Source organism: Bradyrhizobium sp. LA6.1 (assembly GCF_040547805.1).
Lineage (GTDB): Bacteria > Pseudomonadota > Alphaproteobacteria > Rhizobiales > Xanthobacteraceae > Bradyrhizobium > Bradyrhizobium barranii.
Genome location: NZ_JBEPQK010000003.1, coordinates 484,698 through 498,772 on the forward strand (window position 1 = coordinate 484,698; position 14,075 = coordinate 498,772).

Annotated in this window: 15 protein-coding genes; 10 read left to right on the top strand and 5 right to left on the bottom strand. The window is 64.0% G+C overall.

Annotated elements, in window-relative coordinates:
* Positions 1-28 precede the first annotated feature (28 nt).
* Positions 29-676, top strand: a complete 648-nt coding sequence (locus ABIB99_RS09460; RefSeq protein WP_354175559.1) for a DJ-1/PfpI family protein — start codon at positions 29-31, stop codon at positions 674-676.
* Between the two features lie 115 nt (positions 677-791).
* Complete coding sequence (locus ABIB99_RS09465; protein ID WP_028153368.1) at positions 792-983, top strand: hypothetical protein; 192 nt, start codon at positions 792-794, stop codon at positions 981-983.
* A gap of 58 nt (positions 984-1,041) precedes the next feature.
* Here the strand turns inward: ABIB99_RS09465 and ABIB99_RS09470 are convergent, their stop codons facing one another.
* Entirely contained in the window at positions 1,042-1,266 is a 225-nt protein-coding gene (locus tag ABIB99_RS09470; protein ID WP_028153369.1) for a hypothetical protein, read from the bottom strand.
* A 261-nt stretch (positions 1,267-1,527) separates the two neighbouring features.
* Between ABIB99_RS09470 and ABIB99_RS09475 the strand changes: the two genes are divergently transcribed.
* A complete protein-coding gene (locus ABIB99_RS09475) occupies positions 1,528-1,848 on the top strand; it encodes a DUF1476 domain-containing protein (RefSeq protein ID WP_063986370.1) in 321 nt (106 codons plus the stop codon).
* An 18-nt stretch (positions 1,849-1,866) separates the two neighbouring features.
* Here the strand turns inward: ABIB99_RS09475 and ABIB99_RS09480 are convergent, their stop codons facing one another.
* Positions 1,867-2,457, bottom strand: a complete 591-nt coding sequence (locus ABIB99_RS09480) for a TIGR00645 family protein (RefSeq protein ID WP_063983282.1) — start codon at positions 2,455-2,457, stop codon at positions 1,867-1,869.
* 162 nt (positions 2,458-2,619) lie between these two features.
* Here ABIB99_RS09480 and ABIB99_RS09485 point away from each other — a divergent pair, with 162 nt between their 5' ends.
* Complete coding sequence (locus tag ABIB99_RS09485) at positions 2,620-2,910, top strand: hypothetical protein (protein WP_063983283.1); 291 nt, start codon at positions 2,620-2,622, stop codon at positions 2,908-2,910.
* A gap of 31 nt (positions 2,911-2,941) precedes the next feature.
* On the opposite strand, the gene ABIB99_RS09490 is transcribed toward ABIB99_RS09485, so the two are convergent.
* Positions 2,942-3,070 carry a hypothetical protein gene (locus tag ABIB99_RS09490; RefSeq protein WP_256376408.1) on the bottom strand — a complete coding sequence of 43 codons (129 nt, stop codon included), beginning with the start codon at positions 3,068-3,070 and terminating at the stop codon, positions 2,942-2,944.
* Between the two features lie 806 nt (positions 3,071-3,876).
* On the opposite strand from ABIB99_RS09490, the gene ABIB99_RS09495 reads away from it, so the two are divergent.
* Positions 3,877-4,809 (top strand): septal ring lytic transglycosylase RlpA family protein, encoded by a 933-nt coding sequence (locus tag ABIB99_RS09495; protein WP_063983284.1) that lies wholly within the window; start codon positions 3,877-3,879, stop codon positions 4,807-4,809.
* Positions 4,810-4,875: 66 nt separating this feature from the next.
* Here ABIB99_RS09495 and ABIB99_RS09500 read toward each other — a convergent pair whose 3' ends face one another.
* The gene (locus tag ABIB99_RS09500; protein ID WP_502917493.1) at positions 4,876-8,874 is read right to left on the bottom strand and encodes an IPT/TIG domain-containing protein; all 3,999 of its coding nucleotides are present in this window, start codon (positions 8,872-8,874) and stop codon (positions 4,876-4,878) included.
* 521 nt (positions 8,875-9,395) lie between these two features.
* On the opposite strand from ABIB99_RS09500, the gene ABIB99_RS09505 reads away from it, so the two are divergent.
* The 4 genes from ABIB99_RS09505 (at position 9,396) to ABIB99_RS09520 (ending at position 11,705) form a co-directional block, all read left to right on the top strand.
* Positions 9,396-9,941: a phage tail protein gene (locus tag ABIB99_RS09505; RefSeq protein WP_283016471.1), complete on the top strand. Its 546-nt coding sequence runs from the start codon at positions 9,396-9,398 to the stop codon at positions 9,939-9,941.
* Between the two features lie 109 nt (positions 9,942-10,050).
* Positions 10,051-10,578: a phage tail protein gene (locus tag ABIB99_RS09510; RefSeq protein ID WP_354175563.1), complete on the top strand. Its 528-nt coding sequence runs from the start codon at positions 10,051-10,053 to the stop codon at positions 10,576-10,578.
* 40 nt (positions 10,579-10,618) lie between these two features.
* Entirely contained in the window at positions 10,619-11,167 is a 549-nt protein-coding gene (locus ABIB99_RS09515) for a phage tail protein (protein WP_208086838.1), read from the top strand.
* A gap of 22 nt (positions 11,168-11,189) precedes the next feature.
* Complete coding sequence (locus ABIB99_RS09520; protein ID WP_354175564.1) at positions 11,190-11,705, top strand: GNAT family N-acetyltransferase; 516 nt, start codon at positions 11,190-11,192, stop codon at positions 11,703-11,705.
* Here ABIB99_RS09520 and ABIB99_RS09525 read toward each other — a convergent pair.
* Positions 11,702-12,658 (bottom strand): alpha/beta fold hydrolase, encoded by a 957-nt coding sequence (locus tag ABIB99_RS09525; RefSeq protein ID WP_354175566.1) that lies wholly within the window; start codon positions 12,656-12,658, stop codon positions 11,702-11,704. The two genes, ABIB99_RS09520 and ABIB99_RS09525, sit on opposite strands and share 4 nt — an antisense overlap.
* Before the next feature lie 152 nt (positions 12,659-12,810).
* On the opposite strand from ABIB99_RS09525, the gene ABIB99_RS09530 reads away from it, so the two are divergent.
* Positions 12,811-14,073: a D-alanyl-D-alanine carboxypeptidase family protein gene (locus tag ABIB99_RS09530; protein ID WP_354175567.1), complete on the top strand. Its 1,263-nt coding sequence runs from the start codon at positions 12,811-12,813 to the stop codon at positions 14,071-14,073.
* The last annotated feature ends 2 nt before the right edge of the window (positions 14,074-14,075 follow it).

The following is a 14,075-nucleotide window of genomic DNA, read 5'->3' on the forward strand; positions in this document are numbered from 1 at the left end:
TCACAGGAAGCAGGGAGGATTACGCGCGATGAAGATCGGCATCCCCGTCTACGACGGCGTCGACATGCTCGACGTCGCCGGTCCCTTCGAAATGTTCGACTGGGCCGACTTCGACGTCGAGGTCGTCGCGGCAAAGCCGGGAATGAAACGGTTTCGCAACCGGGGATTTCCGTTCGAGGTCGCAAAATCCTTCGCGGAATGCACCCAGTATGATGCCGTCTGGATTCCCGGCGGCGATCCAGACGCGCTCACCGAGATCATCAACGATCCGCAACGGACCTACGTCCAGTTTCTGACCAGGCAGGCCGCTGGTGCGAAGTACATGTGCTCGGTCTGCGAGGGAGCAATGCTGTTCGCGGCATCGGGCCTTCTCGACGACCACTGGGCGACGACGCACTGGGCTTTCCTGGAATGCTTCCCGACGCTGTTCCCGAAGGTGAAGGTTGCCGACGGACATCCGCGTTTCGTGCTGGATCGCAATCGCCTGACCGGAGCCGGAATATCCGCGGGCCTCGACGAGGCCCTGATGTTGATCACGCTGCTCGGAGGCACGGAGCTGGCGCGTCAGGTTCAGCAAAACACCGAATACTATCCGGATCCGCCCGTGCGCAGCGCGATTCCCGCAGCGCCGCAGTGCCCGCTCACAGGCGTCAAGCCGCCGGGGTCGACGCAATAGGTCAGGCCGACCGAATGCATCATCTAACTATCTGATATGTTGATACTTCAATCGGCCGCGTCGACTGCCGGGTTCAACTCATGGAACCGTTTCGTTGCTCGCGCGTTGTCTCCGCATGACCGAAGACCTTTCCTTCCGACGCAAACCCCTGACCCCTGAGCAGCGCCAGGCTCGTGATGCCGCACGCCGGATCGAGGCCGAAAAGGCCATGCGCGATCACGAAGAGGCCCAGAAGGCGTTTTACGCCAATAAGGAACGGCTGAGGGCCGAGCGGCTCGCGCGCGAAGCGGCCGAGGCGAAGGGCTGACCGAACGCGGTCGCCGCCCACAATCTTCTGAAGCGATCTCCCAACCGGAGACCGGCCGCTAATGCCGGTTGGACATTCCCGTTGCGCTCAAAGCCAGCTTGAGCGCCTGGACGGCGCCGGCGAACGCGCCGCGGGGCGCTTGCGCCTCGATCGCTTCGGCCGCGATGCGACAATCGTCGGCGACCTTGAGCAACCCGCTTCGCGCGAGATCCATGGTGGAGAGGGCAGCCTGCTCCAGGCAGACCCGTTCAAGCCGTCGAAACTCCCGCAGCTCTTTGTTCATGCGCCAGCTCTCGATGTCCCCCGGCCCATCCGGCGCCGAGTCTGCTTAACGGACGGTAAACATCTCTGCCTAGCCGATTTGGCTGGCGCGGCGCTGGTGCGTGCCGTGCCCACGCCCGGGCTGCGGTGCACCACCGCGCAGGCTTGACGGCCTCTGCCTTCCGGGAGGAAGATTCAAATGATCCTAAACTGACGAGAACCACGGAGACGTTCGCTCCCAGCCAGTCCGATTCTCCTCAGCGAAAACGCATTGGAGCTGACCATGACCACGTTCGACAAGCGCGAGCAGGGCTTTGAGGCCAAATTCGCTCACGACGAGGAATTCATGTTCAAGGCCACGGCCCGGTCCAACAAGCTGCTCGGGCTCTGGGCCGCGGGCCAGCTCGGGCTCAGCGGCGACGCCGCGGCAAGCTACGCAACGGCGCTGGTGACAGACAATCTGGAGAGCCAGAGCATCGACGATGTCGTGGGCAAGGTGTCCGGCGATCTTGCCGCCAAGGGCGTCGCGCGCGAGCAGGTCGCGCAGAAGCTTCAGGAGTGCCTGCACCAGGCGCTCGCGCAGCTCGAAGCAAGCAAACAATAAGAAGGCCGGCCGTTGCCCTCACTCGGCGTGCTTGCGCATTCCGGAGTCGCTGAGCCTGTCGACGTAGGCAATGCCGATCGCCGAGGCGATGAAGGTGATGTGGATCAGGACCTGCCACATCACGCCGGTCTCGGTGAAGCCGGCGCGGTTCGAGCCTAGATTGCCGGCCTCGATGAAGGTGCGCAGCAGCGCGATCGAGGAGATGCCGATGATGGCCATGGCGAGCTTGATCTTCAGGACGCTCGCATTGACGTGGCCGAGCCATTCCGGCTCGTCGGGATGACCCTGGAGGTCGAGCCGCGAAACGAAGGTCTCGTAGCCGCCGACGATGACCATCACGAGCAGGTTGGAGATCATCACGACGTCGATCAGCGCCAGCACGCTCATCATGATCTGCTGTTCGGTGAGGTCGATCGCGTGCCAGGAAAGATGCCAGAGCTCCTTGAGGAACAGCACGATGTAGACGCATTGCGCCACGATCAGTCCGAGATAGAGCGGCAGTTGCAGCCAGCGCGAGCCGAAGATGATCATCGGCAGCAGGCCCAAACGCGGCAACGGCGGGCGGGGTTCGGTGCGCAGTTCGGACTCGGGTCCAGGCTCAACCGACATTCAGGCAGCATCCTCGCGAGCTGAGATGATCTCGCCTTCATGTAACCCGACAAGATGGCCGGTGGAAGACGGCCAAGCCGCTGGCTGCGGCCGGCAGATCGCGCAGTCTCGTGCTACCGTGCCGAACGGCGAAAGAGTCAGGGCTTGAATCGGGAGGCGGGGGTGTCTTGGAGCGGCTTCGGCAAAAGGCTCGGCGGCATCGCGGTCGCCGTCGCAATCGTGGTTGGCGCCGGTGGCGCGGAGGTCTCGGCGACGCCGCTGACGCCGTTTCGCTACGAGGCGCAGGCGCAACGTCATTGCCCGCACGATCAGGTGGTCTGGCTCGATTTCAGGAAAGGCATCTACTACGGCAAGGGCCAGAAGCGGTATGGCCAGGGTTTCGACGGCAGCTTCGTCTGCCTGAGCGAGGCCCGCGACAGCCTTTATCGCCGCTCGCTATTGGGCCTGCGCTGAGCAGCGCGTGATTCGGAGGTTTGGGGGACGGCTATTTCCGGTCCGGCAGCTTTACCGGCACGTGCGGGGAGGTGCTGATCACCCGGGGGCTTCCGTCGGAATAGGTGCGGTCGCCGCGGATCAGCGATTCCAGAACCAGAAAAAATTTCTCAGCAAGCATTTGCGTCACCCTCGTTGGTGATGGCCTCTTGAAATGAGTCGAGGCGCCGAACGCAGAAATTCAATCAACTAAACGGGAGCAGGGCAATACCGGACAGAGCTGTATGCTGCATCGCGGTGTAGTTGTGGTTAGAAAGAAGGAGCCTGGTGGTGGTGCTCAGGCGAAGGCCAGTGCCACGAGGCTCGAGCAGAGAAGAAACAAGCCGCCGGCGGTCAGTGCCAGGAAGCCATCGGATACGAAGTCATGGTTGCGCATGGGACACCTGCCGCTCTCGTGTTCGATGCTCGGTCGGATCGATTAAGATTGTCCGAACGTGCCGTCTTGAAAGAGGTGATCCTTGCCGTCCGCGCGAATGCCCTCAGGCCCTCGTGCGGTAACCTTCAAACGCATGGGCCAGGAAGATCCCCGCGCTTACCAGACCCATCAGTGCCGAAACCGTCTCGATCATCATCAAATTCCAGTTCGCCCCTGCAACCGAGAAAACGCGTGCGGCCTTGCACAGTCAAAAGAATTCCAGTGAGCCACAAGACAATGGGGGTGGAGTGAGGATTTGGCGCAACAGAATGTCCAGGAGTGGTACAGAGCAGGGTGCCTGCGCTCCGTAGATCAACGGGGGAGAAGCGAACGCCCCGTTTACCATCCCGGCGTGAACGCTGTGGGCTCCCCATTTCCGCCGTGTTCGGGTTGCGTTATCCTTACTGCTTCCGACGCGGTGGTGGGCCGCCTCGGATTTTGGGACCGGACAGCGGCTCCCCCGTAGCCAAAGCGGGTTGGGTACGCCTCCGGCGAAGTGGTATTTGGGGCGCATGGGGATCCGACGGTCAGATTCGGTTTTGCGGGCCGCACGCGGTGTTGCCGCGGTCGCGACCTGCCTCGCGCTCGCCAATTGCGCCTCCTCGAACAAGTTCGCCAGTCGGGTCGATCCGAAATACGGCGTGTCCTCGAGCCCGCGGGTCGTGGCGTTTGGAGATCCGGTTCCGAAAGGCGGCGGCACCTACCGCGTCGGCAAGCCCTATGTTGTGGGCGGTCGGACCTACGTGCCGGAGGAGGACGTCAACTACCGCGCCGAGGGTATGGCGTCCTGGTACGGCGACGATTTCCACGGCCGCCTGACCGCCAATGGCGAAGTGTTCGACATGACTTCGCTGACAGCGGCGCATCCGACCCTGCCGATGCCGTCCTATGCGCGGGTGACCAATGTCTCGAACGGCAAATCGCTGATCGTGCGCGTCAACGACCGCGGGCCCTATCACGGCAACCGCCTGATCGACGTCTCGAACAAAGCCGCTGAACTCCTTGAATTCAAAGGCAATGGCGTCGCCAAGGTCCGTGTCGAATATGTCGGCCGGGCGCCGCTGGAAGGCTCCGACGACCGCCAGCTGATGGCGACCCTGCGCACCGGGATCCCGGCGCCGTCGCCCTCGATGGTGCGGGTTGCCTCGGCAAGGCCCTTCGTGCCGGAGCTGCCATCGTCGAACCGTAGCGCCATTCGCGGCGAGGTTCCGACGCCGGAAGGGCGGCCCTACAATCTCGGCAACACCTCTGCCGACATGGCGTCGCTCAACGCGACCTCGGAGATGTCGGCCTCGAGCCGCAGCCGGGGCCGGGGCCGGGCGCTCCAGAACGCGCGTGCCGTGTCCTATGACGAGGATGGCCGCTATGCGACCGAGAACGCGCCGTCATCGGCCGACGGCGCCGCCGAGGCCCGCAGCATCCTGAGCGGCCGCGGCCTCTACTAAGCAGGTACCAAGCCGGCAAATCCGGCGAGCGGCGTAGCGCCGCTGGCCCGTCGTCGCGCCCAGGGATCAGAATGGGATGCGCGCGCGTCCCGTGAACGTCCAGATCTGCGTGTTGCTGCCGATGCCGCCGAGTTCGGCGCCGAAGCCGACCGTAGTGCCGCCCGCCAGCCTTGCGCCGATGCCGCCCGTGATGCGGGCTGACCAGCCCTGGAGCAATGGTGTCGAAGCGAGCGGGATGCCGCCCGCAGCAACGATCGCGGCCGCATCGTCCTGCGTGAAGTAATAGTCGGCAAAGACGCCGGCATAGGGCGCCAGCAGCACGCTATCGAGCCACGGTATGGGGTAGGAGACCCTGTTGCCGGCAGACGCGCGGCCGCTCGAGAAGGTGCGGGCCGCCTGCTGGGTGCCGAGCGAGTCGACATAGGCGTTTTCCCGCTCCCAGATCGCGTAGACCTTGGCCGACGGTTCGATATTGAAATTGGCCCAGCTGTAGCTGCCGGTGAAGCCGGTCGCGAATATCCAGCGATTGCCGTTGAAGTTGCCTTGCGCCGTGCCGGCGGTGCCGTCATAGCCGATGCCGGAATAGGTCACGGCCACGTCGTAACGCAGCGTCGGGATGATCTTCCAGCCGAGATAGGCGCCGACGGTCCAGCCGTCGCCCTTCAGCTTTCCGTTGATGTCGGTCTGGGTGTAGCTGAAGTTCTCGTAGCCGCCGGTCACACCGACCAGCAAATTGGGCCGCGCCCGGTAGGTCAGTCCGGACAGCAGGTTGATCTGCTGGCCGAAGAGTGTGGCCTGGGTTGCACCCTGACCGATGTTGCCGGACGAGCCCCATTGATCGATGCCGCTGCCGCGCACGTCGATCCAGAACAGCCAGTCCTTCTGCTCCCTGAAGCGCGCAGCCGGTGCCTTGGTCGGAGCCGCCCGATCGATCGCGGCGAAGGCGTCATCGATCCGCGAGGAGCCGCGCCCGCGGCCGCCGGTCCGGCCGGGGCCGCCGTCGCCCGAATAGGCGTTCAAACTTTGAGAACCGGGCTGCTGACCGGATTTGGGCTTGTCGTCCTCATCGCCGTCGGGCGCGGCGGCGAAATTGACGCGCAGTCCGCCCGCGCCTGGCGTGATGTATTGCCCGCCGTCGCTGAACCCTTCGGAAATCGCGGTGTCAATCGAACCGGAGATCGCCTGTCCCGAACTCTGCGCCACGATCTTGGTGACGTTGAGCTGGAGGGCGCGCAGCTTGGCGCTGTCGGCGGGAATGTCGACCGACTGGTTCAGGGCCGGCGAGGTCGAGGCGTTGAAGGCCACACTGCCGTTGTAGGTCACCGTGATGCTGTGATTGCCGACGGCGAGCGTGGTCGTGGCAAAGGTGGCGACGCCGGCCGACAGGCTAGACGTGCCGATCGGCGTGCCGCCGTCGTTGAAAGTGACCGTTCCCGTCGGCGTTCCGCCCAAGCTGCTCACCTTGGCCGTGAACGTTACAGACTCGCCGTAGCTGCTCGGATTCTTCGACGAGGTGAGCTCCGTGGTGGTCGTCGCGGACAGATAGGTGAACCTGTCTGCCGCCGAGGTCGGCGACGTCCCTCCGGCCGTCGTCACGGTGACATCGACGGTGCCGGCGCCGGGCGGCGAGGTTGCCGTGATCGACGTTGCCGAATTAACCGTGAAGCTGGTCGCGTTGTTGGCGCCGAACTTCACTGCGGTGGCGCCGGTGAATCCGGTCCCCGTGACCGCCACGGAGGTGCTGCCGATCGCGGATCCGGAGCTCGGTGAGATCGAGCCGACCGTTGGTGCCGGCGTGTAGCTGAATTGGTCCGATGCCGATGTGGCGGACGTTCCGCCTGGCGTCGTCACGGTGACATCGACCGTACCGGCGCCGGCCGGCGAGACCGCGGTGATCGAGGTTGCCGAATTGACAGTGAAGCTGGTCGCATTGGTTGCGCCGAACTTCACCGCGGTGGCTCCGGACAACGCGGTGCCCGTGATGGTGACCGACGTTCCGCCGGCGAGCAGGCCCGCATTCGGCGCAACCGACGTCACCGCCGGCGTCGCGGCGTAGCTGAACTGATCCGCCGCGGACATTGCCGACGTTCCGCCTACCGTCGTTACCCTGATGTCCACGGTGCCGGCCCCGGCAGGCGATGTCGCGGTGATCTGGGTTGCCGAATTGACGGTGAAGCCGGCCGCCGTGGCGCCGAACGTCACCGCCGTTGCACCTGACAGATTGGCGCCGGTGATCGTGACAATGGTGCCGCCGCCCAGGGGGCCGCCTGTCGGCGAAATCGACGTGATCGAGGGAGGGCCGGCATAGGTGAACTGATCAGCCGCCGAGATCGCGGACGTCCCGCCCGGCGTCGTGACCCTGACGTCAACAGCACCGGCGGCCCCCGCCGGAGAGGTCGCGGTGATCGAGGTCGCTGAATTGAACGTGAAGCCGGCCGCGGCCGTCCCGCCGAATGACACGGCCGTGACGCCGGTGAAATTGGTGCCCGTGATCGTCACCACCGTGCCGCCGGCCGCCGGCCCCGACGTCGGCGAAAGCGACGTGACGGCTGGCGTGGCGACATAGGTGAACTGGTCGGCGGCGGAGGTGGCCGAGGTGCCGCCGGCTGTCGTCACCCTGATGTCGATCGTGCTGGTTCCTGCCGGCGACGTCGCGGTGATCTGGGTCGCCGAATTGACCGTGACGCCAGTCGCAGCCGTTGCTCCGAACACTACGGTCGTCGCGCCTGTGAAGTTGGTGCCGGTGATGGTTACGGTGGTGCCGCCAGCGCCCGGACCCGAGGTCGGCGAAATCGAAGTGACCGTCGGTGCCGGAACATAAGTGAATTGATCGGCTGCTGACGTTGCCGATGTTCCGCCCACGGTCGTCACCGTGATGTCGACCGTACCAGTGCCTGCGGGCGATGTCGCGGTGATCTGGGTCGCCGAATTGACCGCGAAACCGGTTGCCGCCGTTGCGCCGAACGTGACCGCAGTTGCTCCGGAGAAGTTCGTACCGGTGATGACCACGGTCGTGCCGCCGGTCTGCGGACCCGATGTCGGCGAGATCGACGTCACGGTCGGCGGCGCGGCATAGGTGAACTGATCCGCAGCCGAGGTCGCTGATGTCCCGCCCGGTGTTGTGACCCTGACGTCAACAGCACCGGCGGCACCCGCCGGCGAGGTCGCCGTGATCGATGTCGCTGAATTGAATGTGAAGCCGGCCGCCGCGGTCCCGCCGAACGTCACGGCCGTGACTCCGGTGAAGTTGGTGCCGGTGATCGTCACCGACGTCCCGCCGGCGGTGGGGCCTGCGGTCGGTGAGATCGAGGTGACAGTCGGGGCGGCAATATAGGTGAACTGGTCTGCCGCCGACGTCGCCGACGTCCCGCCGGCCGTCGTCACTCGGACATCCACGGTGCCAGTCCCGGCCGGAGATGTCGCGGTGATCTGGGTCGCCGAATTGACCGTGAAGCCGGCCGCGGCCGTTGCCCCGAACGTCACGGCCGTCGCACCTGTGAAATTGGTGCCAGTGATGATCACGTTGGTGCCGCCTCCACCTGGGCCTGAAGTCGGCGTAATCGAAGTGATGGTCGGCGCGGGGACGGGCAGATTGATCGTGAACGTGTAAGCGGTGTTTGCTATCGAACTGCCGGAGCAGCCCACGTTGAAATCGCTGCAGCCCGGCGCGTAATACAGGACGATCGAGTCCTGTCCGTTACCTGTCTTGCTGTTCAGCGTGATATCGATCTCGGCCTGGCCGGCCTTCGCGGATTGACCGTTTTGGTTCGGGTTCGTTGGATGAAATGTGTAAGTTGCCTTTGACGTGGTCGGATTATAATCGGCCGCTGTGAGCAGTGGGCTGCCCGAATGGCCGCTCGAATTTGCAATCGGTGCATTGTAAAAGGCATCTGTCCCCGCGACGGAATAGACGCCGTATACAACCGAGTCGTCGGCCGCGGCTGCGCCAACGGTCAAACACAGGCGGTAGATCTGACCGACCGACGTGAAGTTGATGGTCACGCCCGACGTCGAATCCGTCGTTTGATCGCAAGCCGCGTTCGCCGCTGCCATCGCGCCGAGCATCACGACGGCCGCGATGCAGATGCGTTGAGCCGCCCGCCAGAGAGAGCGCAATATCCGCGAAGGCTTAGCTTCACCATCGCGTGTCGGGGCCACCAATTCCCCGATTATCTCTGGAATGGCCACCGCAATCGCGTGACTCACCGGCCCCCCTTGGCGGCAGCTCTCGATAGAGCATCCGCCTAAAATCCCTGATTGTGAAATTATTCGCCTATATCGTTGCGTGCATTTGACGGGACGCGGTGCGCAACGCAAGCGAGCGAGCCAGCCAAACTGCCGAAACCAAGTCGCGGGCACTACTTTGCGGCGAACCGTTGCATAGCGGCAACAAAAGCGTGCTTTGATGGCAATCGACGGAAACGCTTGGCGTATCAATTTATGGTTGCGCTTGCGCTTGACTGTCGATGCTGGCTGTTCAACAATCTCGGCGAGTGGGCCGCAATAAATTCATTCTTTAATTTAAGTGCCGCCGTCGTAGTTTGCATCATCACGCGACGGGTCGTTAGTTTTTTGGGGGAGGGGTCATGCCGTTACAGCCGGTTCTCGGACAGATCATGCCTTTTGCGGGCGCAGTGATTCCCAGAGGTTGGGCGCTGTGTAACGGTGCGCTGCTGGCCATCCAGCAAAATTCCGCGCTGTTCTCGTTGCTCGGCACCTATTATGGCGGCAACGGAGTGACGACGTTTGCACTCCCGGATCTGCGCGGTCGCGCGATCCTCGGCTCGAGTGGCGCCGGCCAATATCCCGTGGGCATGACCGGCGGGTCGTATATGGCCAGCCTCAATGCGCAGCAGCTCCCGGCCCACAATCATTTCATTCAAGTGTCCGCAGCTGTCGGAGGAGGCGGACGCGGGAGCGTCCCTCCCACAGGCAACGTCTTCGCGACAAACTCACTGCCGGCGACCAACCCGACGAAGATTTTTGCCGCAGCCGGGAGCGGCGACACGCCATTGGCGATGGCCACCAATCTGGTGAACGAAGGCGGCAACCAGCAGCATAACAACATGCAGCCCTATCTCACGATCAGCTATCTGATCGCGACGCAGGGGATTTTTCCGTCGCGAAGCTGAGCGGCTGCACGGCCGCATTTTCGCAAACGTAATCCGTCCACTTCAATTTTCCCATATTCGCGCATTCGCCGATCGGATCGGAACGGGCGCACACCAAGGATCATATGCGATGGCAGATCCGTTTATCGGCGAGATCAGGTTGTTTGGCTTTCCGCGGGTGCCGGACGGCTGGTTCGCCTGCAATGGACAGTCGGTCTCGATTGCCCAGTTTGAGACGCTTTACGCCGTGATCGGCACCACCTATGGCGGCGATGGCGTCAACACGTTCAACCTTCCCGATCTACGCGGCCGTGTGCCGATCGGACAGGGACAGGGGACAGGCCTTCCGAACTATACGCTGGGCCAGCCCGGGGGTGAGGAGAACCACACCCTGATCGAAGCCGAAATGCCGACCCACAGTCATGCGCTGATGTCCTCGACCGTGACGGCAACGGATGTAACGCCCGGGCCGACCCTTCATCTTGCCACGGCGTCAGCAGGTGAACTCTACGCACCGATTGCGAACGCCGGGACGTACTCCACGATGGCCCCCTGCGTCGCCACTTCGGGCAACAGCATCGGGCACAACAACATGATGTCGAGCGTGGTTGCCAATTACTGCATTTGCTACGCGGGCGTCTTCCCTTCGTCCGGTTAGGCTGCGCACGCATCCGTATTCAGTCTCAAGGAAAGACAACATGTCAGATCCGTTCGTCGGAGAAATCCAGGCTTTTACGTTTCCTTTTGCAGTCGGCGGCTTCAACAGCGCCTGGCTGCCGTGCGGCGGCCAGCTCCTGCCAATTCAGGGTCACAGTGCGTTATTTGCACTCATCGGTACCTATTACGGCGGCAATGGCACGACCAATTTCGCCTTGCCGAACCTGAACGGTTCGGTCGCGATCGGTCAGGGGCAAGGCCCGGGATTGCAAAATTATGTCGTCGGCGAGACCGTCGGCAGTTCGACGGTGACGCTGATCGGCGACAACATGGCGAGGCACACGCACGCCCTGCAACTCGGCGACAAAAGCGCGACAGGCGCTACGGCAGGTCCCGGCGCGGCGGGGACCACGGTTGCGATCGACCCGAACTTCACCGGCTTCACGGCGCCACCCGGCAGTCTCACCTTGGTGCCAAGCGCCGTCACACTCACCGGGCAGAACCTGCCGCACGACAACATGCAGCCGACCCAGGCGATCGTCTGGTGTATCGCCTATGCGGGAATCTTTCCGGCTTTCGGCAGCTCCTGAACGATCTTGAGTGCGCGACGGCATGATTGACGGCGCGCCGCTCGACATCGTCCCGGACGATCCGGCTCTTCGGCTTCGGCCCGCAGGCCCGAATGACGAGCCGTTCATCCGGCGTCTCTTCGAGGAGGTGCGGACGGGGCAATTCACTGCGACCGGATTGTCCGGGCCGATCGTCGGCCAGATCATCGCGCAACAGTTCCGCAGCCAAGCGGCCGGCTATGCCGCGCAGTTTCCGGGGGCGATCTCGCTGATCGTCACACAGGAAGGGACCGCGATCGGCCGGCTGCTGCTTCATTGCGAAAGCGAGCACTGGCACATCATCGACATCGCGCTGCTGCCGGCCGATTGCGGTCGCGGCGCCGGCACGAAGATCCTCGACGCTCTCGAAGCGAGCGCACGGCAGCAGGGTGTCGGTGCGCTGACGCTCTCGGTGCTTGCGGACAATCCGGCCGCGCACAGGCTTTACCTGCGGCGAGGATTTGCCGAGATCGGGCAGGCGGACGCCGCCCACATCGCGATGAAAAAAGATCTCGCCTAACGCACAGCCACTTCGCGCAGGAACTTCAGCAGCGCAGCGTTGACCTCGTCAGGCCGCTCCTGCTGGACCCAATGGCCGGCGCCCTCGATGATCAGCTTCCGCGTCAGATTGGGCAGCACGCGCTCGAGCTCGTTGACGCGCTTGGCGCCGATCAGGCCGGTGATGACGGCGTCTTTCGAACCGGCAATGAAGAGGGATGGCTGGTGGATCTGCGCATCCTGCCAGGGCGCGGTCAGCTCCCAATTGCGGTCGAGGTTGCGATACCAGTTCAGCCCGCCGCGGAAGCCGGACTTGCGGAAGCTTTCGGTGAAATAGGCGAGGTCAGCCTCGCTGAGCCAGTTGGGCAGCGGTTCCTCGGCGAGCGCGTGACCGAGAAAGCCCTTGCCCTCCTGGACGAACATCGCGGCGCTGGGATCGGCAAGGCCGCGCCCGCCGAGCACGATGCGCATGGTGCGGGCGATGTCACGCTCGAACTCGGCCTCGGCGACGCCGGGCGTCTGGAAATACTGCCAGTAGAAATTGGTGACGCCGCCCTGGCGCAGCAGATCGAGCGGCTTGCCGCGGCCGCGGAATGGCGGCGGCACGCTCAGGCCCGCCACCGCAGTGAAGATGTCGGGCCGGAACAACGCCGCGTGCCAGGCGACCGGCGCGCCCCAGTCGTGGCCGACCACCATCGCCTTGCTCTCGCCGAGCGCCTGCACGAGGCCAACGATGTCGCCGACCGTGTCGAAGATCGAGTAGGCGGCAACGTCCGCCGGCGCCGAGCTCTGGCCGTAGCCGCGCATGTCGGGGGCGACGACGTGGAAACCGGCGTCCGCCAGCGCCGGGATCTGGTGGCGCCAGGAGTAGGATAGCTCGGGCCAGCCGTGGCACAGCACCACCAGCGGACCCTGGCCGGCTTCGCGGATGAACAGGTCGATCCCGTTGGCCTTGATGACGCGGGTGGACAACATCGCTTTTCCGCCTTGTTTCAGGGGTTTGGTCGGTAAATATGAGGTGCCACGATAGGGGCGCGCCGAGAATCGTGCAATCTCGGGTTCGGCGGCCAGCCCCGTGTTGTTCGCACCGGTTCCTGCTGTTAGAACGCCGCTCTCAGGGCTTCGCCATGGCATTTCGTCTTTTTCCGCTCGGTCGCACCCGGTTCTCCGCCGGTGCGCTGGCGCGCGGGCTGATCGCGGCGGTTCTGGTGGCCGGCATCGGCTGGGGCGGGGCCCTCTACGCCGCCAACCAGAGCATCCAGGGCGCCAAGAAAGCCGAGGATTCCGGCTTCGATGGCGACGCCCCCACCGCGATCCTGATCGAGGCCTCCAGCGGCAGCGTGCTGTTCGAGAAGAACGCCGACGAGCTGCGCGCGCCCTCCAGCATGATGAAGCTGATGACGGCCGAAGTGGTCTTCAATGCCATCAAGAAGGGCGACATCAAGCCGACCGACGAGTACCGGATCAGCGAGAACGCCTGGCGCAAGGGCGGGGCGCCCTCGGGCGGCTCGACCATGTTCGCCGCCATCAACAGCAAGGTTTCGGTCGACGACCTCCTGCATGGCGCGATCATCCAGAGCGGCAATGACGCCTGCATCGCGCTGGCCGAGGGCATCGCCGGCAACGAGAAGATCTTTGCCGCCGACTTCATGACCAAGCGTGCCCGCGAGCTCGGCATGACGAAGTCGACCTTCGGCAATTCCAACGGCTTGCCCGATCCCGGCAACAAGATGACGGTGCGCGAGCTCGGCATCCTCGCGCGCCACATCATTCTCGACTTCCCCGAATTCTACAAACTGTTCGGCGAGAAGGAGTACACCTGGAACAAGATCCGCCAACCCAACCGCAATCCTCTGCTCAATTCGATGGAAGGCGCTGACGGTCTGAAGACCGGCTACACCAAGGAAGGCGGCTACGGCATGGTCGGCTCGGCCGTGCAGAACGGCACGCGGCTGATCGTGGTCGTCAATGGCCTGGAAGATCCTGAGGATCGCGCCACCGAAGCCAAGAAGATGCTGGAATGGGGTTTTCGCAATTTCGAGACCCGCACCCTGATCGCGGCCGACCAGCAGGTTGGCTACGCAAAAGTGTTTGGCGGAGAGAGCCGCTCGGTCAAGCTGGTCGCCAAGACGCCCGTTAAGGTGATGGTGCACAAGAACGGCAGCGACAAGCTGATTGCGCGCATCGTCTATAGCGGACCGGTGCGCGCGCCGATCGAAGCCGGCCAGAAGGTCGGCGTGGTCAAGGTCTGGCGCAGCGGCAACATCGCGGTGGAAACGCCAGTCTATGCCGCCGAAGCGATCGGCACCGGCTCGACCATGCGCCGCGCGATCGACGGTGCCAGCGAGCTCGTGATCGGTATGTTCCGCGCGGGCGCCGAGAAGCTCTGATC

Bases quoted from the DNA above. Each gene is read 5' to 3' on its own strand.
- ABIB99_RS09500 (WP_502917493.1), bottom strand. From the start codon at position 8,874: ATGCTCGGCGCGATGGCAGCGGCGAACGCGGCTTGCGATCAAACGACG.
- ABIB99_RS09525 (WP_354175566.1), bottom strand. From the start codon at position 12,658: ATGTTGTCCACCCGCGTCATCAAGGCCAACGGGATCGACCTGTTCATC.
- ABIB99_RS09510 (WP_354175563.1), top strand. From the start codon at position 10,051: ATGGCAGATCCGTTTATCGGCGAGATCAGGTTGTTTGGCTTTCCGCGG.
- ABIB99_RS09515 (WP_208086838.1), top strand. From the start codon at position 10,619: ATGTCAGATCCGTTCGTCGGAGAAATCCAGGCTTTTACGTTTCCTTTT.
- ABIB99_RS09505 (WP_283016471.1), top strand. From the start codon at position 9,396: ATGCCGTTACAGCCGGTTCTCGGACAGATCATGCCTTTTGCGGGCGCA.
- ABIB99_RS09470 (WP_028153369.1), bottom strand. From the start codon at position 1,266: ATGAACAAAGAGCTGCGGGAGTTTCGACGGCTTGAACGGGTCTGCCTG.
- ABIB99_RS09475 (WP_063986370.1), top strand. From the start codon at position 1,528: ATGACCACGTTCGACAAGCGCGAGCAGGGCTTTGAGGCCAAATTCGCT.
- ABIB99_RS09490 (WP_256376408.1), bottom strand. From the start codon at position 3,070: ATGCTTGCTGAGAAATTTTTTCTGGTTCTGGAATCGCTGATCCGCGGC.
- ABIB99_RS09495 (WP_063983284.1), top strand. From the start codon at position 3,877: ATGGGGATCCGACGGTCAGATTCGGTTTTGCGGGCCGCACGCGGTGTT.
- ABIB99_RS09530 (WP_354175567.1), top strand. From the start codon at position 12,811: ATGGCATTTCGTCTTTTTCCGCTCGGTCGCACCCGGTTCTCCGCCGGT.
- ABIB99_RS09465 (WP_028153368.1), top strand. From the start codon at position 792: ATGACCGAAGACCTTTCCTTCCGACGCAAACCCCTGACCCCTGAGCAG.
- ABIB99_RS09520 (WP_354175564.1), top strand. From the start codon at position 11,190: ATGATTGACGGCGCGCCGCTCGACATCGTCCCGGACGATCCGGCTCTT.
- ABIB99_RS09480 (WP_063983282.1), bottom strand. From the start codon at position 2,457: ATGTCGGTTGAGCCTGGACCCGAGTCCGAACTGCGCACCGAACCCCGC.
- ABIB99_RS09460 (WP_354175559.1), top strand. From the start codon at position 29: ATGAAGATCGGCATCCCCGTCTACGACGGCGTCGACATGCTCGACGTC.